The organism is Pedococcus sp. P2_E2 (assembly GCF_056403955.1).
On sequence record NZ_JBFUEM010000008.1, the window covers coordinates 1 to 23350 of the forward strand.

20 protein-coding genes are annotated in these 23350 nt (G+C 69.3%); 16 read left to right on the forward strand and 4 right to left on the reverse strand.

The genetic code is table 11. The features are described from left to right. Nucleotides 1-116 precede the first annotated feature (116 nt). The 8 genes from AC1DWR_RS16905 to AC1DWR_RS16940 all read left to right on the forward strand — a co-directional run bounded on the left by AC1DWR_RS16905 (nt 117) and on the right by AC1DWR_RS16940 (nt 9538). On the forward strand, nt 117-593 hold the full coding sequence (locus AC1DWR_RS16905; RefSeq protein WP_477613884.1) for a GNAT family N-acetyltransferase: 477 nt from the start codon (nt 117-119) through the stop codon (nt 591-593). 9 nt (nt 594-602) lie between these two features. Then, nucleotides 603-1316: an AIM24 family protein gene (locus tag AC1DWR_RS16910; protein WP_477613883.1), complete on the forward strand. Its 714-nt coding sequence runs from the start codon at nt 603-605 to the stop codon at nt 1314-1316. Next, nucleotides 1313-2812, forward strand: a complete 1500-nt coding sequence (locus AC1DWR_RS16915) for a DUF7059 domain-containing protein (RefSeq protein ID WP_477613882.1) — start codon at nt 1313-1315, stop codon at nt 2810-2812. Before AC1DWR_RS16910 ends, AC1DWR_RS16915 begins: the two co-directional genes overlap by 4 nt. Nucleotides 2813-2944: 132 nt before the next feature. After that, on the forward strand, nt 2945-3574 hold the full coding sequence (locus AC1DWR_RS16920) for a TetR/AcrR family transcriptional regulator (protein ID WP_477613881.1): 630 nt from the start codon (nt 2945-2947) through the stop codon (nt 3572-3574). Next, nucleotides 3574-5310, forward strand: a complete 1737-nt coding sequence (locus tag AC1DWR_RS16925; RefSeq protein WP_477613880.1) for an ABC transporter ATP-binding protein — start codon at nt 3574-3576, stop codon at nt 5308-5310. The genes AC1DWR_RS16920 and AC1DWR_RS16925 overlap by 1 nt, the downstream gene beginning before the upstream one ends. Next, the gene (locus AC1DWR_RS16930; protein ID WP_477613879.1) at nt 5307-7343 is read left to right on the forward strand and encodes an ABC transporter ATP-binding protein; all 2037 of its coding nucleotides are present in this window, start codon (nt 5307-5309) and stop codon (nt 7341-7343) included. Before AC1DWR_RS16925 ends, AC1DWR_RS16930 begins: the two co-directional genes overlap by 4 nt. Nucleotides 7344-7442: 99 nt before the next feature. Continuing rightward, nucleotides 7443-9206, forward strand: coding sequence for a sodium:solute symporter family protein (locus AC1DWR_RS16935; protein WP_477613878.1), 1764 nt, complete (start codon nt 7443-7445; stop codon nt 9204-9206). An 11-nt stretch (nt 9207-9217) separates the two neighbouring features. Then, nucleotides 9218-9538: a hypothetical protein gene (locus tag AC1DWR_RS16940; protein ID WP_477613877.1), complete on the forward strand. Its 321-nt coding sequence runs from the start codon at nt 9218-9220 to the stop codon at nt 9536-9538. A gap of 71 nt (nt 9539-9609) precedes the next feature. Here the strand turns inward: AC1DWR_RS16940 and AC1DWR_RS16945 are convergent, their stop codons facing one another. Genes AC1DWR_RS16945 through AC1DWR_RS16955 form a run of 3 tightly spaced genes read right to left on the reverse strand, consistent with a single transcriptional unit; the run spans nt 9610 to nt 11934 of the window. Then, nucleotides 9610-10782, reverse strand: coding sequence for an MFS transporter (locus AC1DWR_RS16945; protein WP_477613876.1), 1173 nt, complete (start codon nt 10780-10782; stop codon nt 9610-9612). Nucleotides 10783-10807: 25 nt separating this feature from the next. Further along, nucleotides 10808-11209: a VOC family protein gene (locus tag AC1DWR_RS16950; protein ID WP_477613875.1), complete on the reverse strand. Its 402-nt coding sequence runs from the start codon at nt 11207-11209 to the stop codon at nt 10808-10810. After that, nucleotides 11206-11934 carry a TetR/AcrR family transcriptional regulator gene (locus AC1DWR_RS16955; RefSeq protein ID WP_477613874.1) on the reverse strand — a complete coding sequence of 243 codons (729 nt, stop codon included), beginning with the start codon at nt 11932-11934 and terminating at the stop codon, nt 11206-11208. The genes AC1DWR_RS16950 and AC1DWR_RS16955 overlap by 4 nt, the downstream gene beginning before the upstream one ends. A gap of 128 nt (nt 11935-12062) precedes the next feature. On the opposite strand from AC1DWR_RS16955, the gene AC1DWR_RS16960 reads away from it, so the two are divergent. Next, nucleotides 12063-13133 carry an NAD(P)-dependent alcohol dehydrogenase gene (locus AC1DWR_RS16960; RefSeq protein WP_477613873.1) on the forward strand — a complete coding sequence of 357 codons (1071 nt, stop codon included), beginning with the start codon at nt 12063-12065 and terminating at the stop codon, nt 13131-13133. Nucleotides 13134-13146: 13 nt separating this feature from the next. Here AC1DWR_RS16960 and AC1DWR_RS16965 read toward each other — a convergent pair whose 3' ends face one another. Further along, nucleotides 13147-13950, reverse strand: a complete 804-nt coding sequence (locus tag AC1DWR_RS16965) for a dioxygenase family protein (RefSeq protein ID WP_477613872.1) — start codon at nt 13948-13950, stop codon at nt 13147-13149. A gap of 212 nt (nt 13951-14162) precedes the next feature. Here AC1DWR_RS16965 and topA point away from each other — a divergent pair, with 212 nt between their 5' ends. The 7 genes from topA (at nt 14163) to AC1DWR_RS17000 (ending at nt 23341) form a co-directional block, all read left to right on the forward strand. After that, entirely contained in the window at nt 14163-16961 is a 2799-nt protein-coding gene (gene topA / locus AC1DWR_RS16970; RefSeq protein ID WP_477613871.1) for a type I DNA topoisomerase, read from the forward strand. A 5-nt stretch (nt 16962-16966) separates the two neighbouring features. Then, nucleotides 16967-18325, forward strand: a complete 1359-nt coding sequence (locus AC1DWR_RS16975; protein ID WP_477613870.1) for a serine hydrolase domain-containing protein — start codon at nt 16967-16969, stop codon at nt 18323-18325. Nucleotides 18326-18503: 178 nt separating this feature from the next. Beyond that, the gene (locus AC1DWR_RS16980; protein ID WP_477613869.1) at nt 18504-19277 is read left to right on the forward strand and encodes an ABC transporter ATP-binding protein; all 774 of its coding nucleotides are present in this window, start codon (nt 18504-18506) and stop codon (nt 19275-19277) included. A gap of 5 nt (nt 19278-19282) precedes the next feature. Then, entirely contained in the window at nt 19283-19990 is a 708-nt protein-coding gene (locus AC1DWR_RS16985; protein WP_477613868.1) for an ABC transporter ATP-binding protein, read from the forward strand. Nucleotides 19991-20086: 96 nt separating this feature from the next. Next, nucleotides 20087-21340, forward strand: coding sequence for an ABC transporter substrate-binding protein (locus AC1DWR_RS16990; protein WP_477613867.1), 1254 nt, complete (start codon nt 20087-20089; stop codon nt 21338-21340). A gap of 106 nt (nt 21341-21446) precedes the next feature. After that, a complete protein-coding gene (locus AC1DWR_RS16995; protein ID WP_477613866.1) occupies nt 21447-22319 on the forward strand; it encodes a branched-chain amino acid ABC transporter permease in 873 nt (290 codons plus the stop codon). Continuing rightward, nucleotides 22316-23341, forward strand: coding sequence for a branched-chain amino acid ABC transporter permease (locus AC1DWR_RS17000; protein WP_477613865.1), 1026 nt, complete (start codon nt 22316-22318; stop codon nt 23339-23341). Before AC1DWR_RS16995 ends, AC1DWR_RS17000 begins: the two co-directional genes overlap by 4 nt. Nucleotides 23342-23350 lie beyond the last annotated feature (9 nt).

Below are 23350 nucleotides of genomic sequence, written 5' to 3' on the forward strand. Positions count from 1 at the left end.
CCTGGGTGAGCCGGCCCTGGGTGAGCCGGCCCTTTCCGTCACCCCGGAAAATCGGCCACTCGCCCGGAAGCAGCCGGGGTATGCCGCGTGCTCACGACCGCGCGTAGGGTCGCGCCATGGACCCGCAGCGCTCGTTCCACATCTCGCAGGTCACCACCGACGACCTGGTCGACCTGCTGCCCCTGATGCGGGCGTACTGCACGTTCTACGAGAGCAACCCGGCCGACGAGGACCTGCGCGCGATGGCCGCCGCCTTCCTCGACGAGGGTGCGGGCGGCACCCAGCTGATCGCTCGCGAGGGCTCGGGTCAGGCGCTCGGCCACGCCACGATGCTCTGGACCTGGGACACCACCCTCGCCCAGCCGCTGGCGGTGATGGAGGACCTGTTCGTCACGGAGCACGCCCGTGGTCGGGGAGTGGGTGCGGGGCTCATCGAGGCGTGTCGTCGGCTCGCAGCCGACCGCGGGGCGGGCTGGCTGGCGTGGGAGACCGCGCCGGACAACGAGACCGCCCAACGGCTCTACGACGGGCTGGGGGCCCAGCGCGACACCTGGTACGCCTATCGCCTGCCGACGGACCGGCCCGCATCCTAGGCTGGGGCCATGCAGAGTCCGCTCTTTGACCAGGCCAACCTCGAAGTCCAGGCGCAGCAGCGGTTCGCGCTGCAGAACCCCCAGATGCTGCGGGTCCACCTCGGTGGCGACGTCCTCGCCGTCAAGGGAGCGATGGTGTCCTACCAGGGGCAGATCCGCTTCGACCACGAGAAGGCAGGCAGCGTCGGCAAGCTCTTCAAGAAGGTCGTGACCGGCGAGGACGTCTCGCTGATGCGGGTCTCGGGGGAGGGCGACGTCTTCTTCGCGTCCGAGGCGGGCTTCGTCTTCCTCATCGACCTCACCGGCGACGCGTTGTCGGTCAACGCCCGCAACCTGCTGGCCTTCGACTCCACCATCGAGTGGGACATCAAGCGGGTGCAGGGTGCCGGGATGCTCAGCGGCGGGCTGTTCAACACCACCCTCCACGGCACCGGGACGGTCGCGATCCACACGGTCGGGCAACCGGTGATCCTCGACTGCAGCCAGCAGCCCACCTACGTCGACGTGCAGGCCTGTGTGGGTTGGTCGGCCAACCTGGTGCCTCAGGTGGTGTCGAGCATGAACGTGCGTTCGATGCTGCGCGGTGGTTCGGGCGAGGCCTTCCAGTACGCCTTCTCCGGGCCGGGCTTCGTCGTGGTCCAACCAAGCGAGTGGACGCCGCCCGCGGCCCAGGGCGGTGGCGGCGGAGGCGGGTTCAACCTCGGCGGCCTGCTCGACGGATGACCACCCCCACACCGCGCGCCGACGCCGAGCTGGTCGCCCGCCTGCGGGCCGACCTGGTCGCCGCGGCATACACGGTCGAGGCGGTCGGTGAACTGCTGGGACCACTCGCGGCAGCGGCCCTCGCCCGGGAGCAGGTGCTGCCCGCGCAGCGGGTCACCGTCGACGTCGGCACCCCGCTCGCGACCCTGGTGCGCCTCTTCGCGCTGGGAGACGCCGTCGACAGCGAGGAGGCGGCGGCCGCTCTCCCCACCCTGGGGTTGTCCGGTGCGACGGCGCTGCGCCTGGTGGCACCGCAGGGGCCGGGCGTCGTCTCGACGTGCGACCTGCGGCCCTACGGCGACGACGACCACGCGTGGTGGATCGCCTCCGACCTCACCGAGCTGCAGACCCGGGCGCCCCTGCGCGAAGACCACGTCCTCGGGATCGGCGGTGCATCGACGACGCTGGCGTCCTGGACGCCGCGGCCGGCTGTCGAGCGAGCCCTCGACCTCGGCACGGGATGCGGGGTCCAGGCCCTGCATCTCGGCGCACACGCCAAACAGGTCACGGTCACCGACATCTCCACGCGGGCGCTGGACTACGCCCGGTTCAACGCACTGCTCAACGAGTGCGAGTGGGAAGTCGTCGAGGGTTCGATGCTGGATCCCGTTGCAGGACAACGCTTTGGGCTCATCGTCAGCAACCCGCCGTTCGTCATCACGCCGCGGACTCCAGACGTCCCGCTGTTCGAGTACCGCGACGGCGGCCAGGCCGGCGATGCGGTCGTCGCCGACCTCGTGCGCTCCATCGGGGCCCATCTCGAACGCGGTGGGGTGGCGCAGTTCCTCGGCAACTGGGAGGTCGTCGGTGAGGCCGACTGGCGCGACCGGGTGCGCGGCTGGGTTGCCGGCACCGGACTCGATGCCTGGATCGTCCAGCGCGACGTGCAGGACCCGGCGCAGTACGCCGAGACCTGGTCCCGCGACGGGGGTCACCACAGCGCCACGACCGAGTTCGCGACGATGTATGCCGCGTGGCTCGACGACTTCGCGTCGCGCGGCGTGAGTGCGATCGGTTTCGGGGTGATCACCCTGCAGCGGCCACTGGAGGAGCGGAGTCCCTTCGTCGAGCTGACCGAGGCGACCGGTCCGGTGGCCGCACCCATGGGTCCGCACGTCCTCTCCGGACTGCGGGCCCGCACCTGGCTGGCCGAGCACACTGACGACGAGGTCCTGGCCGTCGCGTGGCGTTGCGCCGACGACGTGACCGAGGAGCGGCACGGCCGGCCCGGTGCCGAGGACCCGTCGGTGATCCTGCTGCGCCAGGGTGGCGGGCTGCGCCGGGCGGTCCGGCTCGACACGGTGGGGGCGGCGCTGGTCAGCGTGTGCGACGGGACGCTGCCTGCCGACGCTGCCGTGGCGGCGATCGCCGAGCTGCTCGGCTCCGACGTGGGCGAGGTGCGCGCCTCGGCGGTCCCGCTGCTGCGCGAGCTCGTCGCCGACGGCCTGCTCGTCTGACGACGGCCCGCTTCCGGGACTGGCGGGGGCTCGCGAGTGAGTGACCTCTGGGACATTCGTCATGGGCGGGGCCGTTTGTGCAGGTGGGAAACCCTGTTGTGAGTGAGTGCTCACTCACTCATACTGATCCTCATGTCACCACGCGCCCCCGCGATGGCCCCCGAGGACCGCCGGGCCTCGATCATCTCCGCCACGATCCCGCTGTTGCGGGACAAGGGCCGGGGGATCAGCACCCGCGAGATCGCCAAGGCCGCGGGGATCGCCGAGGGCACGATCTTCCGGGTGTTCGAGAGCAAGGACGAGATCATCCACGCGTGCGTCCACGAGGCGTTCGACACGGCCGCCGTGAAGGCCGAGCTGGCCGCCGTGGACCGCGACCTGCCCCTGCGCGAACGCCTCGCCGCCGCGGTCACCGTCATGCAGAAGCACCTGCAGGGCATCTTCGCCCTGATGAGCGTCCTGCAGTCGTCCGGCCAACCGCTGCACCGCCCGATGGACGCGAAGGCGCTGCGGCGCCGCCAGGAGGGGACCGCCGAGCTCGACGAGGCCTTCACCTCCCTCATCGGTGACGATGTCGCCCTGCTGCGCATCCCGGTCAAGAACTTCATCGGCTACCTGCGGATGCTGACGCTCTCCAGCGTCCACCCGATGCTCGATGGCCAGGACTCCACGGCGGCCGAGCTCGTCGACGTCGTCCTCGAGGGCGCTCTCGCCCGCCCGACCACCGCGACCACGTCGCCCACCTCCAGGGGGAAGAAGTAGTGCTGATCCGGATCATTCGTGACTACCTGAAGCCCTACCAGGGCCTGGTCGCCTTCCTCGTGGGGCTCCAGCTGGTCGGCACCATGGCCTCGCTCTACCTGCCCAGCCTCAACGGCCGGATCATCGACGAGGGCGTCGCCAAGGGCGACACCGGCTACATCGTCAGGACCGGCGGATGGATGCTCGCCGTCTCGTTGGTGCAGATCGTCGCCACCGTCGCCGCGACCTACCTGGGGGCGAGGTCCGCCGCGGGTCTCGGCCGCGACCTGCGCGCCGGGATCTTCGCGAGGGTGGGCGACTTCTCCGCCCAGGAGGTGTCGCGGTTCGGCGCCCCGACGCTCATCTCGCGCAACACCAACGATGTCACCCAGGTGCAGACGGTCGTCTTCATGGGTGCGGCGATGATGGTGTCGGCTCCCATCATGATGGTCGGCGGCATCATCATGGCGCTGCGCGAGGACGTCGGGCTGTCGTGGCTGGTCGCCGTCGCCGTGCCGGCCCTGGCGCTGTCCGTGGCGCTGGTGATCCGCAGGATGATCCCGAACTTCCGCCTCATGCAGGAGTCGGTCGACTGGGTGAACCGCGTCCTGCGCGAACAGATCACCGGGATCCGGGTGGTCCGGGCGTTCGTCCGCGAGGACCACGAGCGGGCCCGGTTCGCCGAGGCCAACACGCAGTACACGGGGACGGCGCTCGCGGTCGGTCGGCTGATGGCGCTGGTCTTCCCGATCGTGATGCTGATCTTCAACGCCTCGACCGTGGCTGTCCTGTGGTTCGGGTCGCACCGGGTCGAGAACGGCCAGATGCAGATCGGCGAGCTGACCGCCTTCATGAGCTATCTGATGCAGATCCTCATGTCGGTCATGATGGCGACGTTCATGTCGATGATGATCCCCCGCGCTGCGGTCTCGGCGGGACGCATCACGGAGGTGCTCCACACCGACTCGACCGTCGTCCAGCCCTCCAGGCCGATCGCGATCCCCCGCACGGGAACGAGTGTCGAGCTCCGCGACGTCGAGTTCTGCTACCCCGGCGCGGATGTGCCTGTCCTGCAAGGCGTCTCGTTGACCGCCGAACCAGGGCGGACGACCGCCATCATCGGCAGCACCGGCTCCGGCAAGTCGACCCTCCTGTCCCTGATCCCCAGGCTCTACGACGTCACCGGCGGGTCCGTCCGCCTCGGCGGGGTCGACGTCCGGGACGCGACGCTCGAGGACGTCTGGTCGCGGATCGGACTGGTGCCGCAGAAGCCCTATCTCTTCACCGGTACGGTCGCCTCCAACCTGCGCTACGGCGACTCCGACGCCACGGACGACGAGCTGTGGGAGGCGTTGCGCATCGCCCAGGCGGACGACTTCGTGCGGGCCATGCCCGAGGGCCTGAACGCGCAGATCGCCCAGGGCGGCACGAACGTCTCGGGTGGGCAGCGCCAGCGGCTGGCGATCGCGCGGGCGCTGGTCTCCCGGCCCGAGGTGTTCCTGTTCGACGACAGCTTCTCCGCCCTCGACCTGTCCACCGACGCCAGGCTGCGGTCGGCGCTCAAGCCGGTTACCCGGCACACGGCGGTGATCGTGGTGGCACAACGGGTCTCGACCATCATCGACGCCGACCACATCGTCGTCCTGGACGACGGCTTGGTGGTCGGCGCAGGCCGCCACGACGAACTGCTCGAGACGTGCCCGACGTATGTCGAGATCGTCGAGTCGCAGCGATCTGCAGAGGAGGTGGCGGCATGAGCTCGGAGGGTGTGAAGACCGAGGAGGAGAAGGCTGCGGAGGCGCGGCGCGGTCCGGTGGCGAACGCCGCCCAGCGGCGGGGGCCGATGTCGATCGGCCTGCCGTCGGAGAAGTCTCGCAACTTCGGCCCCTCGGCCAAGCGACTGCTGTCCCTGCTCCGCCCCGAGCGGGCAGCCCTGTATGCCGTGTTGGCGCTGGCCGTGTGCAGCGTCGCCCTGAACGCCGTGGGGCCCAAGATCCTCGGCAAGGCGACCGACCTGATCTTCGCGGGGGTGGTCGGGAAGTCGTTGCCGCCCACCGCTACTCGCAACCAGGTCGTCGAGGCGTTGCGCGCGCGCGGCGACGACACCTTTGCCGACATGGTCGCCAGGATGCCCCACCTCGTGCCCGGTTCGGGGATCGACTTCGGTGCGGTCGGTCGGGTCCTGCTGTTCGTGCTCGCGCTCTATGCCGTGGCCAGCGTGCTGTCGTGGGCGAGTGGCTGGATCCTCACCGGCGCCGTCAACCGCACGATCTTCATCCTGCGTCGCGACGTGGAGGACAAGCTCAACCGGCTGCCGTTGCAGTACTTCGACGCGCAGCCGCGCGGTGAGCTGCTCAGCCGCGTCACCAACGACATCGACAACGTGGCGCAGAGCCTGCAGCAGACGATGAGCCAGCTGCTGACGTCGCTTCTCACGGTGGTCGCGATGGTCGGGATGATGCTCTACATCTCGCCGCTGCTCGCCCTGATCGCGCTCGTCACCATTCCCGTCTCGATGTTCGTCACGGCCACGATCGGCAAGCGCTCACAGAAGCACTTCGTGCAGCAGTGGAAGAGCACCGGTGAGCTGAATGCGATCGTCGAGGAGACGTTCACGGGGCACCAGCTGGTCAAGGTCTTCGGCCGGCAGGACGAGGTGCGCGCCGCCTTCCGGACCAAGAACGACGACCTGTTCGACGCCGGCTTCGGCGCGCAGTTCATCAGCGGCATCATCATGCCGACGATGATGTTCATCGGGAACCTCAACTACGTCGTGATCGCGGTGGTCGGCGGGCTCCGCGTGGCGAGCGGGTCGATGAGCCTCGGTGACGTGCAGGCGTTCATCCAGTACTCGAGGCAGTTCACCCAGCCGCTGACCCAGGTGGCGTCGATGGCGAACCTGCTCCAGTCCGGGGTGGCTTCTGCCGAAAGGGTTTTCGACGTCCTGGACGCTCCCGAGCAGCGCCCCGACGCAGCGGAGCCGACGACTCTGGAGGACCCGCACGGACGGGTGCAGTTCGAGGACGTGTCGTTCTCCTACGACCCGGCCAACCCCCTCATCGAGCACCTCGACCTCACCGTCGAGCCCGGTCAGACGGTGGCCATCGTCGGGCCGACCGGGGCCGGCAAGACCACCTTGGTCAACCTCATCATGCGGTTCTACGAGCTGGACTCCGGCCGGATCACACTCGACGGGGTGGACATCACCGACCTGACGCGGCACAACCTGCGCAACGAGATCGGCATGGTCCTGCAGGACACCTGGCTGTTCGGCGGCACCATCCGCGAGAACATCGCCTACGGCCGGCCCGGCGCCAGCGAGGAAGAGGTGCTGGCCGCCGCCACGGCGACCTACGTCGACCGGTTCGTGCACTCCTTCCCCGACGGCTACGACACGGTGCTGGACGCCGAGGGCGGCAACATCAGCGCGGGCGAGAAGCAGCTCATCACCATCGCGCGGGCGTTCCTGTCCGACCCGGCGCTGCTCATCCTCGACGAGGCGACCAGCTCGGTCGACACGCGCACCGAGCTGCTCGTGCAGAAGGCGATGTCGGCCCTGCGGCACGACCGCACCAGCTTCGTGATCGCGCACCGGCTCTCCACCATCCGCGACGCCGACGTGATCCTCGTGATGCGCGACGGCCAGATCGTCGAACAGGGTTCACACGACGAGCTGCTCGCCCGGGGTGGCGCCTACGCGGAGCTGTATGCCGCGCAGTTCAGCGGTGCGGCCGTGGACGTCGACACGGGCGAGGCCCCCGCGCCGGACCTGGCGGGCGCCAAGGTCTGAGCCAGCCCTGGCTGGTGGCGGCGTGCGCCCGGGTGCCGATTCGCGGCATACGCCCTAGGTTGGGCTGACCTCCGTCGACGCACCGCCCAGGAGCCGCTGATGTCCTTCCTCGCCCCTCTCGCCGTCCCGGCTGCCGACACCCTCATCGACGCCAACTGGCTGGACTACTCGCTGGTCGCGATCTACTTCGCGTTCGTCCTGGGGATCGGCGTCATCGCCCGGCGCTCGGTGTCGGACTCCATCGACTTCTTCCTGTCGGGTCGCTCCCTGCCTGCGTGGGTCACCGGTCTGGCGTTCATCTCTGCCAACCTCGGCGCCGTCGAGATCATGGGGATGTCGGCCAACGGCGCCAAGTACGGTCTGCCGACGGTGCACTACTTCTGGGTCGGTGCCATCCCGGCCATGCTGTTCCTCGGCGTCGTGATGATGCCCTTCTACTACGGCTCCAAGGTGCGGTCGGTCCCCGAGTTCATGTTCCGGCGGTTCGGCACCGGGGCCCACCTGGTCAACGCCATCAGCTTCGCCGTCGCCCAGCTGCTCATCGCCGGGGTGAACCTGTTCCTGCTCGGCTCGATCGTGCACGCGCTGCTCGGCTGGCCGCTATGGGTCGCGTTGATCGTCGCGGCGCTGATCGTGCTCTCCTACATCACCCTCGGCGGTCTGTCGGCCGCGATCTACAACGAGGTCCTGCAGTTCTTCGTCATCGTGGCGTCGCTGCTGCCGCTGACGCTGATCGGGTTGCACCGCGTCGGCGGGTACGGCGGGCTCAAGGACAAGCTGACCGCCTTTGCGGAGGCTGCGCCCGCGTCGGCCAAGGTCCCGCCTGCCGCCCAGCAGCTCGAGTCCTGGCCGGGGCAGGCGTTGTCCGGCTTCGACTCGGGGTTCCTGTCCGTCATCGGGATCGTCTTCGGCCTCGGCTTCGTGCTGTCCTTCGGCTACTGGACGACGAACTTCGTCGAGGTCCAGCGCGCGATGGCCTCGAAGTCCATCTCGGCCGCTCGCAAGACGCCGATCATCGGCGCCTTCCCCAAGATGTTCGTGCCCTTCATCGTGATCCTCCCCGGCATGGTCGCGGCCGTGCTGGTGAAGGAGATCATGGACCTGAAGAACGGCGGCACCCCTGCCGGTGGGGCCAGTGGCGAGGGGGTGAAGTACAACGACGCGTTGCTGCTGCTGATGCGCGACGTCCTGCCGAACGGCCTGCTGGGACTGGCGATCGCGGGCCTGCTCGCGGCATTCATGGCCGGCATGGCAGCCAACATCTCGGCCTTCAACACCGTCTTCAGCTACGACCTGTGGCAGCGCTACATCCGCAAGGACCACAGCGACGACTACTACCTGCGGATCGGCCGGCTGGCCACCGTGGGGGCGACCGTCGTCGCGATCTTCACCGCGTCGATCGCCGGCAGCTTCTCCAACGTCATGGACTATCTGCAGACGCTCTTCGGCTTCTTCAACGCCCCGCTGTTCGCGACGTTCATCCTCGGCATGTTCTGGAAACGGATGACGGCCACCGCCGGTTGGGTCGGCCTCGTCAGCGGCACCCTGTCGGCCGTCGTGGTCGCCTTCCTCTCCGAGGACGCCTTCGGGTCGGCGAGCCTCGGCGTGATCCACCTGGCGGGTCAGGGAGCCAGCTTCGTCGCGGCCTCGGCTGCCTTCGTCGTCGACATCATCGTCAGCGTGCTCGTGACGATGGTGACGAAGTCGACCCCTGCGTCGGAGCTCAAGGGCCTGGTCTACTCGGAGACACCCCGGGAGGACCTCGTCGACCCCGAGGAGGCTTCGCTGCCCTGGTTCCAGCGGACCCTGCCCTTGGCCGGGATCGCCCTGGTCATGGTCCTCGTCCTCAACTTCGCCTTCTGAGAGGAGTAGTCATGACCGACAAGAAGTCCGACCCCACGGCCAAGGCATCGGGTGGCCACGCGGCTGGTGCCTTCGACATCCGCAACATCATCGGTGCCCTGCTGGGCATCTACGGTGTGCTGCTCCTCCTGGCCGGGTTCTTCATGGACACGGCGGAGGCCAAGACCGGAGGGGTCAACGCCAACCTGTGGACCGGGCTCGCGCTCGCTGTCGCCTCAGCGGTGTTCCTCGTCTGGGCCCGCCTCAAGCCGATCATCGTGCCGGAGCACGTCGAACCGGTCGAGGACGACCCGACCCGTCCAGCTCCGCGACGCCGCCCCGGCGGCCACTGAGCCCCACCGCCCGACGGTGAGGGTATGCCGGGTGCTCACCACCCGGCATACCCGGCTGCATGTGTCGTGGATCAGTGGGTCTCGTGAACCGGTTGGCGACGCAGGGCCTGGCTGCCGGTGAAGGCGAGGACCGCCGCGGCGGCCACGCCCAGTGCGCCGCCGCTCACCCACATCAGTCGGGGGCTGAGCTCGAACAACGCCCCGGCAAGCGGTGGCGCGATGACCGTGCCGCCGATCGAGGCCGCGCCGTAGAGGCTCTGGTAGCGGCCGTGCATGCCGTCGGGCGCACGGTCCGACGCGTGAGCGGTAGCCGTCGGCTTGTAGAGCATCTCGCCGGCGGTCACCACGGCGACGGCGACGAGCACCACCGCGATGCCCGGTGAGGGCGCCACCACGACCCACCCCACGCCGACCAGCAGGAACCCGAGCGCGATCAGTCGCTCGGGCGCGCGCTCGCGCAGGCGGTGCGCCAGCCACGGCTCGAACACCACGATGAGCGCGCAGTTGAGCGAGATGGTCGTGCCGTAGATCCACGGGGCCGCACCGAGCGCGTCGAGCTGCCAGGGGACGGCGGAGTAGGCGAACCGGTAGGCGGTGTCGGCGGCCACGACGGTCAGCAGGAGCAGGACGAAGCGCGGGTCCTGGCGCAGCGCGGAGAGCAGGCGGGTCGGCGTGCCCTCCGGCAGGGGGATGCGCGCGGCCGTCGGCACGACGAACAGCACGACGCCCAGCATCAGCAGGCTCGCCACGGCGTCGATGACGAAGATCGCGCCGAAGTGGTGCACGGCCAACAGCCCGCCGAGCGGTGGGCCGAGGACGGTGCCGGCGTTGTTGACCGCTCGCATCGACGCAGTGGCCTGGCGGCGGTGCTGGGTGGGCAGGGCGCTCGTGACGAGGGCGAACGACACGGGTCGGCCCACGCCTCCGAGCGCGCCCATGAGCGCCAGCACCACTGGCAGGGCAGCGGTGGGAGTCAGGGGGACGAGCAGGCAGCCGACGGCCGAGGCCAGCGATGCGAGGGCGAGAGTCCGGCGCAGCCCGAAGCGGTCGCCGACCGAGCCGCCGGCGAGGTTGCCGGCGATCATCCCCAGACCCCAGACGGCCGCGATCGACCCGGCGGCGCCCTCGCTCAGGCCGCGGTCGGACACCAGGTAGAGCGGGATGAAGACCCACGCCATCGAACCCAGTGCGTTGACGAAGCGGCCGACGAGGAGCCACTGGACCCAGCCCGGGAGCTCCTTCACGCAGGAGTCCCCACCGGGAGCACCCTCACCACATGGCCTCGAGGTCGGGGTGTCCGAGGGCGGGCGGGTCGTAGGTCGGCTGGTAGAGCGTCATCGTCCCGGCGCCGGGAACCTTGAGCTGGATGGTCGAGCCCCACTGCTGCTCGGTGACCTCGCCCTCGAACTCGGCGCCCCGCCCACGCAGCTCCGCCACGGTGGCGGCGAGGTCGTCGCAGATGAGCGAGAGGTCGAAGCGCTGGTCCGTGCCGCCGGACTGTCCGCCGTGCTCCCACGACGCCGGGTGAACCCCGAGCTCGCTCGGGCCGGAGGCGAAGATGAGCCATCCGCCGCCGGTGTCGGTTGCGGGGAACTGCAGGACGTCACGGAAGAACGCACGAGCCGCGTCGGGATCCTCGGCGTAGACGAGGGTGTGCAGTGCGGTGATCATGAGTCCACGGTAGAAGCCCGGCGGCGCTCCAGCCCGTCGAGGAGGACGTCGAGCCCGAACTCGAACTCGCTCTGGTCGTCGCACCAGCCCAGGGTCGAGCCAGGGTCGTCGTGCGCGACCTCGCCGAGCATCTCGACGAGGTGGGGGATCTGCACCGCCATGGCCGCGAGCAGCTCCTCCGACGCGCCGTCCGCGGCAGCGTCGCCGGGGTCGAACAGCTCCTGCGAGAACCCGATGACCCTGCTGCCGAGGGCGTGCAGGGAGTGGTGCGTCAGGTCGTTGCTGAACCCGCCGGCCCGCAGGATCGCCACGACGCCGTCGAAGTACCGGACGATGTCGAGGCTCATCGTCGTGCGCGTCTCCAGGACGCCGGGCGCCCAGCGGTGGCGCAGCATGACCTCGCGGGCGGCGAGGGCTCGCGCTCGCAGTGCGCCACGCCAGTCGGTCGCCGGGTCGGGGGAGTCGAGGGACGCCACGGCCGCCACGATCTCGGTGGCCACCTGCTCCACCATCGCGTCGAGCAGGGCCTCCTTGCCGGCGACGTGGTTGTAGAGCGACATGGCCTCGACGCCGAGCTCCTGCCCGATCCGGCGCATCGACACGGCCGCGATGCCCTCGGAGTCCGCCACGTCCACCGCGGCACGCATGACGCGCTCGCGGCTGAGCGGCGTGCGAGGGGCGTTCTTCGCAGCGTCGCGCGTGTCGCTCTCGACGGTGTCGGTCACGGGTCCTCCCGATCGGCGTGCTTCTCGTCACGAATGCTAGCCGTCAGCCATTGACAGACTTACGGCGTAGGGCTAACTTACACCGTATATTTACACCGTAAGTATCCATCACGAGGTGGGGAGCCACGATGAACGACCTCGACCACACCACCACCTCGGCGCGCGAGCAGGAGGCGACCGGGACGGCATACCGCGAGAGCTCCGGGCCGACGCCCACGACGATGCGAGCGGCTGTCCACGAGCGGTATGGACGGCCGGAGGACGTGGTCGCGGTGCGCACCGTGCCCGTTCCGTCGGTCGGTGCCGACGACGTGCTCGTGCGGGTCGGAGCGGCCTCGGTCAACGCGCTCGACTGGCACTACGTCACCGGGCTGCCGATGTTCGCCCGCCCCAGCCTCGGGCTGCGCCGGCCGAAGCGGCAGGTTCCCGGCGCCGACGTCGCCGGGGTGGTCGAGGCGGTGGGCGCGGCAGTCACGCGCTTCCAGCCGGGCGACCGGGTCTTCGGGGAGGTGTCCGGTGGCGGCTTTGCGGAGTTCGTGGTGGCGCCGGCGGACTGGCTGGTGCCGGTTCCCGACGGCGTCGGGATCGATCAGGCCGCCACCGTCGGCGTGGCCGCGGAGACCGCCCTGCAGGGCCTGCGCGACTGGGGCGGCCTCCGACCCGGCCAGCGGGTCCTGGTCAACGGTGCGTCCGGTGGGGTGGGCAGCTTCGCCGTCCAGCTGGCCAAGGCCCTGGGCGCCTCGCACGTGACGGCGGTGTGCAGCACCGGCAACGTCGAGGCGGCGCGTCGCGGCGGGGCCGACCGAGTCGTGGACTACACGAAGGAGGACGTGCGTTCGCTGGGGGAGACGTTCGACCTGTTCTTCGACAACGCGGGGAGCCTGACCCTGCGCGAGAGCCGGCGCCTGGTGTCACCGGGTGGCAGCTACGTGATGGTCACCTCGCCCAAGTCGAAGTGGGTGCGCCCCCTGCCGCGGATGCTCAGCGTGCCGGTCTACTTCGCCTTCGGCAGCCGGCGCGCCCCTGCCTTCAAGGTCGCCTCCCGCAACCGCGCCGACCTCGAGCTCCTCATCGACCTCGTGGCCCGCGGGCAGGTGAGTCCCGTGATGGACCGGCGGTGGGCGCTCGCGGACGCCGCCGAGGCCTTGCGCCTCCAGGGCGAGTTCCACTCGCGCGGCAAGTCCCTCGTGATCCCCTGACCGGGCCGAGCGGTCAGGCGAACTGCCAGGACCGCTTGCTCAGGCCGAACCAGAAGCCGTCGATGACGCTCTCGTTCTCGAGGCTGCCGGACTCGTATGCCGCGCCGAGACTCACGTACAAGGGCGCCCAGTGCTCGGTGCGCGGGTGGGCCTCACGGGCGGCAGGAGCCTTCTGCATGAAGTCGAGGATCGCGTCGACGTCCTGGCGCTCGAGCGCCTCGGCGGCCCAGTTGTCGAACTCGGCGGAGGCGGCCGGCGGGGTTCCGTCAGGGCCGGCAGCCGGGTTGAACCAGCGCAGGTTGTGGGTGGTGAACCCGGACCCGACGATCAGCGTGCCCTCGTCACGCAGTGGCGCGAGCTTGCGGCCCAGGTCGAACAACGCCCGGGGGTCCAGGGTCGGCATCGACATCTGCAGCACCGGGATGTCGGCCTCGGGATACATCTCCACGAGCGGGACGTAGGCGCCGTGGTCGAGGCCGCGGGTCTCGTCCCGGTGGACGGGGGTGTCGCCGGAGTGCATGAGCTTGGTGACGTCGGCCGCGAGCTGAGGTGCGCCGGGCGCGGCATACGTGACCTCGTAGTAGTGGCGCGGGAAGCCGTAGAAGTCGTAGACGAGGGGGACGTCGCCGGAGGTGGCGGACAGCGACAGCGGCGCTTCCTCCCAGTGGGCCGACACCATGAGGATGTTGGTCGGCTTGCTGAACCTCGTCGACCAGGTCGCGAGCTGGTCGGTCCACACCGGGTCGTCGGCCAATGGGGGCGCGCCGTGGCTGAGGTACAGCACGGGCTGGCGGCTGGCGGTCGCGGACTGGCTCATGGCTGCAGCATACAACGACTAAGGTTGAACATTCAACTAACTCTCCCCATCGTGAGTGAGCCCGCTCCACCGTGAGCGACGACGACCAGCCACGCCTCGCGAAATGCGGACGAGGCGTGGCGGATTTGACCCTCTCGGATACCGTCATCCGCGATGCCGTGTCCATGCAGCGACGAATCCGCTGCACACGGGTCAGGAACTGAGGTTGAACCATGAGTGAGGGGCGCAAGCTCGTCATCGTCGAGTCGCCGGCCAAGGCGAAGACGATCGGCGGCTACCTGGGCAAGGACTGGGACGTCGAGGCGTCGGTCGGCCACATCCGCGACATCCCGACCCCGTCGGAGATGCCCGCCGACATGAAGAAGGGCCCCTTCGGCCGGTTCGGCGTGGACGTCGACAACGGCTTCGAGGCCTACTACGTCGTCGACGCCGACAAGAAGAAGAAGGTTTCCGAGCTCAAGCGACTGCTCAAGGGCGCCGATGAGCTCTACCTCGCCACTGATGAGGACCGCGAGGGCGAGGCCATCGCGTGGCACCTGCTCGAGGTGCTCCAGCCCAAGGTCCCGGTCAAGCGCATGGTCTTCCACGAGATCACCAAGGAAGCCATCCAGCGCGCCGCCAACAGCACCCGCGACCTCGACGTCGCCATGGTCGACGCCCAGGAGACCCGGCGCATCCTCGACCGCCTCTACGGCTACGAGGTCAGCCCGGTCCTGTGGCGCAAGGTCAAGGCCGGCCTGTCCGCCGGCCGCGTCCAGTCGGTCGCCACCCGCATGGTGGTCGAGCGCGAGCGCGACCGGATGGCGTTCGTCCGTGCGTCCTACTGGGACGTCGAGGGGGACTTCACCCCGGACGGCACGTCCAACCAGTTCGGAGCCCGCCTCAGCGCGGTCGACGGTGCGCGCGTGGCCACGGGTCGCGACTTCGCCGACGACGGGTCCCTCAAGGCCAAGGGGGTCGTCCACCTCGATGAGGAGACCGCGAACTCCATTGCGCGACAGGTGATCTCGGCCCAGGTCAAGGTCACCAGCGTCCAGGAGAAGCCGTACACCCGGCGCCCCTCCGCACCCTTCACGACCAGCACCCTCCAGCAGGAGGCCTCGCGCAAGCTGCGCCTGTCCTCCAAGAACGCCATGCGCGTCGCCCAGCGGCTCTACGAGAACGGCTACATCACCTACATGCGCACCGACAGCACCACGCTGTCGGAGGCCGCCCTCACCGCGGCCCGCCAACAGGCGCGGGACCTGTATGGCGCCGAGTACGTCCCGGACGCCCCTCGCCGCTACGAGAAGAAGGTCAAGAACGCCCAGGAGGCGCACGAGGCCATCCGTCCCGCCGGTGACCGGTTCCGCACCCCGGCGCAGGTCGCCGGCGAGCTCCGCGGCGACGAGTTCGCCCTCTACGAGCTGATCTGGAAGCGCACCGTCGCCTCCCAGATGGCCGACGCCCGCGGGTCCACCGCGACGGTCAAGCTCGGGGGGACCCTCGAGGACGGCCACGTCGTGGAGTTCAGCGCCTCGGGCACGGTCATCACCTTCCGCGGGTTCCTCGCGGCCTACGAAGAGGGTCGTGACGAGGAGCAGATCAGCAGGGCTCAGGAGGCCGACGAGGAGCGTCGCCTGCCCAAGCTCAGCGAAGGCGTGGCGATCACCACGCTGCGCGCCGAGGCCGACGGGCACGAGACGTCCCCGCCCCCGCGCTACACCGAGGCAACGCTGGTGAAGGCCATGGAGGAGAAGGGGATCGGTCGACCCTCCACCTACGCCTCGACCGTGGGCACCATCCAGGACCGTGGCTACGTCAACACCCGCGGAAACGCCCTCATCCCGACCTGGCTGGCCTTCGCCGTGACCCGGTTGCTCGAGGAGCACTTCACCGAGCTGGTGGACTACGACTTCACCGCCTCGATGGAGGAGGACCTCGACCGCATCGCTGGTGGCGACGAGCAGCGCGCACGATGGCTGCACCGGTTCTACTTCGGTGGTGACGGCCTCGGTGTCCCGGCGGTCGGCGGCAGTGGCGGCGGCCTCGTCGGTGGTTCCGGGCAGGGCCTCAAGCACCTGGTCGAGGACCTCGGCGAGATCGACGCGCGTGCGATCTCCACCATCGAGATCGGCGAGGGCATCGTCGTGCGGGTCGGACGCTACGGGCCGTACGTCGAGGAGACCGTGCCCCAGGGCGTCGACCTGTCGACCGGTGAGATGAGCGACGATGCGGCGACCACCCCGCGCCGCGCCACCATCAACGACGACATCGCTCCCGACGAGATGACGCCGGCCAAGGCACGCGAGCTGCTCGAGCAGTCCGCCGACGACGGCAAGGTCCTGGGTCAGGACCCCACCAACGGCCGCGACATCGTCGCCAAGGCCGGTCGCTACGGTCCCTACGTCACCGAGGTGCTGGACGAGGAGACCGCAGCCCTCAAGGGCAAGGCCAAGGTCAAGCCGCGCACCGCCAGCCTGTTCAAGGACATGGACCTCGCGACCCTCGACCTCGACACCGCGCTCAAGCTGCTCAGCCTGCCCCGGGTCGTGGGGATCTCCAAGGAGGAGGACGGCACCGAGGTCGAGATCACGGCGCAGAACGGCCGCTACGGCCCCTACCTCAAGAAGGACACCGACTCCCGCTCGCTGGCCACCGAGCAGCAGCTCTTCGACATCACCCTCGAGGAGGCGCTGGCGATCTACGCCCAGCCCAAGCAGCGGGGTCGCGCGTCCACGGCTCCCCTCAAGGAGCTCGGCAGCGACCCGGTGTCGGGCAGGCTGATGGTGGTCAAGGATGGCCGCTTCGGGCCCTACGTCACCGACGGCGAGACCAACTCGACGCTGCGCAAGGGTGACGACCCCGAGTCGATCACCCCCGAGCGCGGTGCGGAGCTGCTGGCCGAGAAGCGCGCCAAGGGGCCGACCACCCGCAAGCGGGCCGCGAAGAAGACGACCAAGAAGGCTGCCACGAAGAAGACGGCTGCCAAGAAGTCGACCGCCACGAAGTCAGCGGCCAAGAAGGCCTAGGGCCCATGCCGATCGAGCAGACCACCGCCCGAAAGCTGGACCAGCGCCTGGCGCGCGAACAGTCCGACAGGCGGCTGCCGTCCGTGTGTGCTGGCCTGGTGCGCGGTGGCGAGCTGGCGTGGTCGGGCGCCGTGGGCACGCTGTCGGGTCGCGCCGACGGTGAGCCCGCCACCGCGGACACGCAGTACCGCATCGGCTCGATCACCAAGACGTTCGTCGGCGTCGAGGTGCTGCGCCTGCGTGACGAGGGACGGTTCGAGCTCAACGACGCGATCAGCGGCCACCTCGCCGAGACGGCCGACACCGCCTTCGGCGGCGTCACGATCGCCCAGCTGCTCTCGCACACGTCTGGCCTGCAGGCCGAGACCTCGGGACCGTGGTGGGAGCGGACGCCGGGTGGCAGCTGGTCCGACCTGGTGGCCAGCCGACCGGCCCTGCGGTTCCGTCCGGGTGCGCGGTTCCACTACTCCAACGTCGGGTATGCCGTGCTCGGCGAGCTCGTGGCGCGGCTCCGCGGCATGCCGTGGGGTGACGTCGTCCGCACGAATCTCCTTGACCCGCTTGGCATGTCTCGCACCTCCATGCGTCCCGTCGCACCCGCGGCGCCCGGCTGGGCGGTCCACCCGCTCGCCGACCTGCTGCACGTCGAGCCTGAGCACGACGCGGGCTCGATGGCCCCTGCCGGGCAGCTCTGGTCGACCGTGACGGACCTCAGTCGCTGGGCCACGTTCCTGGCCGGTGACACCGCCGGCCTCCTGAGCCCGCAGACCCTCGACGAGATGTGCCTGCCCATCGCCGTCAACGACAACCCGGGCCAGGCCTGGACGGGCGCGCACGGTCTGGGTTGGCAGGTCTGGAACCTCGACGGCGTCCGGTATGCCGGTCACGGCGGTTCGATGCCCGGCTTCCTGGCCGGCCTCCGCGTCAACCGCGACACCGGCGACGGCTGCGTGGTCTTCGCGAACGCCACGTCGGGGATGGCCCTCGGCAACGACCTGTTGGACCTGCTCGTCGACCACGAGCCCCTGCCGGTCAAGCCCTGGTCCGCCGACGCGGACCAGGCCTCCGGGCTGGAACTGGTCGGTGACTGGTACTGGGGCACCACGGCATACGACCTGCGCCTGTCGGCCGACGGGCACCTCGTCCTGGGGGAGCCGGGCGCCAACCGCGGCTCCCGGTTCCGGCCCACGGAGACCGGGTGGGTGGGCCTCGACGGCTACCACGAGGGTGAGCCGCTCGTGGTCGTCCGCGGCGCGGACGGCCGGCCCAGCCACCTCGACCTGGGGTCGTTCCGCTTCAGCCGGACGCCCTACGACCCGGCGGCCGACATCCCCGGCGACATCCACCCCGACCGCTGGCACTGACGTACCCAACCAGAGGAAAACGGGTGAAATCGTGACACGCGCCTGATGTGTGCGGAGGACATGTTCTGTCAGGGTTGTGTGGCGAACCCGGCCATATCAGGCGTCACGGCGCGCGCCTAGGGTTCTGCAGAACGCGACGGCTCCGCACCGTCGCACCGAGCCGCACGAGGAGGTGCCGGTGCCCCGCGACGCCACCACGGACACGGATGGAGCCCTGCTCCAGACCCGCGCCCTGACCAAGGAGTTCCGCGGTTTCCGCGCTGTCTCCGACGTGAGCCTCAGCGTCACCGAAGGCACTGTCCACGCCCTCGTCGGGCCCAACGGTGCGGGCAAGACCACGCTGTTCAACCTGCTCACCGGCTTCCTCGCGCCGACCTCGGGGCAGATCCTCTTCCGCGGCGACGACATCACCGGCCGCCAGCCCGAGCAGATCGCCCACCTCGGCATCGCGCGCTCGTTCCAGATCACCAGCCTGTTCGACCAGATGAGCGCCGTCGACCACGTCGAGCTCGCCCTCGCGTCGCCCACCGGGCTCGGCTACCGGTTCTGGCGGTCGTCCTCGCAGATGCGCCAGTTCCGCGACCGCGCCATGGACCTGCTCGGGCAGGTCGGCCTGGCCGACCGCTCCGGTGCCGCCGCGGGGTCACTGGCATACGGGCAGAAGCGGGCCCTCGAGCTCGCCCTGGCCCTGGCCCTGGATCCCCAGCTGCTGCTGCTCGACGAGCCGACAGCCGGGATGGGCCTCGAGGACGTCGATCGCACCATCGCCCTCGTCAAGCAGGTCGCCGAGGGACGGACCGTCGTCCTCGTCGACCACAACATGCACGTGGTGGGGTCGTTGGCCGACACGGTGACGGTGCTGCAGGCCGGGCAGGTGCTGGCCGAGGGCAGCTACGACCAGGTGCGCCACGACGAGCGCGTCATCACCGCCTACCTCGGACAGGCAGGGTGACCCCGATGGCTGGTGAGGTCCTCGAGATCGACGGGCTGTCGGCGTGGTACGGCGAGGCTCGCGTGCTCTCCGACGTCGACCTGCGCGTGGCCCCGGGAGAGGTCGTGACCCTCGTGGGCCGCAACGGCGCAGGGAAGACCACGTTGCTGCGCTCCGTGATGGGTCTGCACCGGCAGGTCGAGGGCACCGTCTCGTGGGCCGGCCAGGCGCTCGGCAGGTCCAGCGCCGACAAGCGGGCCAAGGCCGGCATCGGCTGGGTGCCCGACGACCGGGGCATCTATGCCACGTTGTCGGTGCAGGAGAACCTGCTGCTGCCGCCGATCACCAGCAAGGCAGACGCCTGGAGCCTCGAGCAGGTCTACGAGCAGTTCCCCGTGCTCCAGGAGCGGCGGGACTTCCCCGGCACCAAGCTGTCCGGTGGCGAGCAACAGATGCTGGCCATCGCCCGAGTGCTGCGCACCGGCTCCCGCCTGCTCCTGCTGGACGAGCCGTCCGAGGGCCTGGCGCCCGTGATCGTCCAGCAGATCGGCGACATCATCCGCCAGATCAAGGACCAGGGCGTCTCCGTGCTCCTCGTCGAGCAGAACGTCACGTTCGCCTCGACGGTCGCCGACCGCCACTACCTGCTGGCCCAGGGACGGGTCGTGGAGTCGCTCGACAACGACTCGTTCCAGTCCCGCACCTCCGAGCTGCTCGAGTACCTCGGCATGTGAGCTCCGCTCCCACCAACCGCACCGCCCCACCCGCTCCCACCACCCGCTCCCACCAGCAAGAGACAGACACCCGTACAAGGACCCCAGGAGGGGAACATGCAGCGCACCAAGACCAGACAGTCCATGGCCTTCATGGCCATCGCTGTCACCGGCAGCCTCGTTCTCGCCGCCTGTGGCGGGGCCGGCGGCCCCAGCTCCGCCGGCGGAAAGATCAGTGACGACAAGGTCGTCATCGGTCTGCTCAACGACCAGTCCGGCGTCTACAAGGACCTGTCCGGCCCCAACTCCAAGATCGCGATCCAGATGGCGGTCGACGACTACAAGGCCAAGTACGGCGACAAGGCGGTGGCCAAGAACATCGAGATCGTCGCGGCTGACCACCAGAACAAGCCCGACATCGCCAACACCAAGGCCCAGGAGATGTACGACCGCGACAAGGCCGACATCATCCTCGACGTGCCGACCTCGTCGGCGGCGCTCGCCGTCGCCACCCAGGCCAAGGCGAAGAAGAAGCTGTTCATCGACATCGGCGCCGGCAGCACTGCCCTGACTGGCAAGTCCTGCAACAAGTACACGTTCCACTGGGCCTACGACACGGCCATGCTGGCCCGCGGCACCGGCAGCGCGGTCGTCGAAGGTGGCGGCAAGAACTGGTCGATCGTCTACCCCGACTACGCCTTCGGCCAGGACATGACCAAGTCGTTCACTGCTTCCGTCAAGGGGGCGGGTGGGACCGTGCAGCAGTCGATCGCGACGCCGTTCCCGAACGAGAACTTCGCCACCTTCATCACCAAGGCGGCATCGTCCAAGCCCGATGTCGTCGGGATCATGGCCGCCGGTGGAGACCTGGTGAACTTCGTCAAGCAGTACAACCAAGCCGGCATGCAGGAGAAGGCGCAGCTGGCCGTCGGCCTGATGTTCATCACCGACATCCACTCCCTCGGTGTCGACGCGTTCAAGAACACGACGTTCACGGACGCCTGGTACTGGAACTTCGACGCCAAGAACAAGGCCTGGGCCGACAAGTTCAAGACCAAGACCAACACCCGTCCCTCGTTCGCGCACGCGGGCAACTACTCCGCGGCCCTCAACTACCTCGAGGCGATCCAGGCGGCGGGGACCGACAGCTCCGACGCCGTCGTGAAGCAGCTCGAGGGCAAGAAGATCGACGACCTGTTCCTGCGCAACGGCGAGGTCCGGGCCGCGGACCACAACGTGATCCACGACTCCTACCTCGTGAAGGTCAAGAGCAAGGACCAGGTCAAGGAGGACTGGGACTACGAGGAGGTCGTCAAGACCATCCCCGCGGCCGACGCCTACGGGCCCGCCTCCACCGAGTGCACGATGTGACCCTCGGTCACCACGACTGAGTCACCACAGCGGGAGGTATGCCGCCCGCTCGTCTCGAGCGGGCGGCATACCTCCTCCCCACCCCGACAACCACGGGAAGACGCGCATGAGTGCCTTCATCCAGTACACGCTCCAGGGCCTGGCCCTCGGCGGCTTCTACGCGCTGGCCGCGCTCGGACTGGCCGTGATCTTCGGTGTCCTCGGGGTGGTCAACTTCAGCCACGGCGCCTGCTACATGCTCGGCGCGGTGGGGGCCGCCGTCCTGCTCGACTCGACCGGTCTGGGCTTCTGGTGGGCACTGCCGATCATGACGATCGCGATGTTCCTGTTCGGCGTGCTCATGGAACGCCTGCTGGTCCAGTGGCTGCTGCGGCTCGACCCGCTCTACAACTTCCTGCTGACCTTCGGCCTGACCCTGCTGCTGGTCGACGTGGTCAAGAAGAAGTACGGCGTGTCGGGGCTGCCCTACCCGCTCCCTGCCGGCCTCGGGGGACGGATCACCATGGGTGCGGTCTCGCTGTCGACCTACCAGGTGTTCGCGGCGGTCTTCTCGATCGTCGTCTGCCTCGGCGTCTGGCTGGTCCTGACCAAGACCCGCGTGGGCATGATCGTGCGCGCCTCAACAGAGGATGCCGAGCGGTCGCGAGCCCTCGGCATCAACGTGAGTCGTTGGGTGACACCGGTATTCGGGTTCGGCATCGCCCTGGCGGGCCTCGCCGGTGTGCTGCGCGCCCCCACGGGCTCGGTGAATGCCGACATGGGCAGCTTCTTCATCATCATCCTGTTCGCAGTCGTCGTGATCGGCGGGCTCGGCTCGATCCTGGGCGCCGTCGTGGCCGGCTTCCTGGTGGGTCTCGTCGAGGCCTACGGCCAGGGGTATGCCGGCCGGTTCAGCCAGGTCTTCATCTTCATGCTCATGGCGGTGGTGGTGCTGGTCCGGCCCTCGGGCCTGTTCGGCCGCGAGGAGGCTGCGTCATGAGTGCCCAGCTCGAGAACAAGGTCGACGTCGAGCTGCCCGCCGGGCCGGTGGTGGCCGCTCAACGCCCCCTCGTGCGCTGGGTGATGCTGGGCGTCGGGCTGCTGGTGACGCTCGCCCTGCCGTGGTTCATCTACCCGCCCGTGGCGATGGACATCGCGGCCTGGGCGCTGTTCGCGATCTCGGTCGACCTGTTGCTGGGCTACACCGGCCTGCTGTCGTTCGGCCACGCCGCGTTCTGGGGCACGTCGGCATACACGACGGGCCTGATCGCCAGCCATGTCGGGTTGCCCTTCCCCGTTGCGATCCTGGGCGGCGCCGTCGTGGCGATGGTGCTGGCCGTGCCGATCGGCTATCTGTCGGTCAAGCGGACCGGCATCTACTTCGCGATGGTGACCCTGGCGTTCGCGCAGATGATCTACTTCATCGCCAACCAGTGGCGCTCGGTGACCGGTGGCGAGAACGGCCTGCAGGGGATCCCCAAGAACCTCGGCCCGCTGACCGACACCATCAACGCCGACTCGTTCTACTTCTACTACGCGGCGCTGCCGATCATCCTGCTCGGCGTCTTCATCGCCTGGCGCACGGTCAACAGCCCGTTCGGCCGGGTGCTCGTCGCGATCCGGGACAACCCGGCGCGGGCCAGGGCGCTGGGCTACGACGTGGAGCGCTACAAGATCATGGCGTTCGTGCTGTCGGCCGGGCTCGCGGGTCTGGCGGGCGGGGTGTTCTCGATCAGCCACGGGTTCGCCTCGCTCCAGGAGCTGATCTGGACCACGTCCGGCAAGGTCGTGCTCATCACCGTGCTCGGCGGGATCGGCACGCTGTGGGGCGCAGTGGTCGGCGCCGCCCTGGTCGTCACCCTCGAGGACCAGCTGGCGTCGTCGGGCTTCAACGGCATCGGGATCGTCACCGGCGCGATCTTCGTCATCATCGTGCTGGCGTTCCGCCACGGCATCTGGGGCACCGCTCGCAACGGCCTGAGCTCCTGGCTCCGCAAGCGCCGCCACGCCAGGGACTCCTGACCCCGCCCC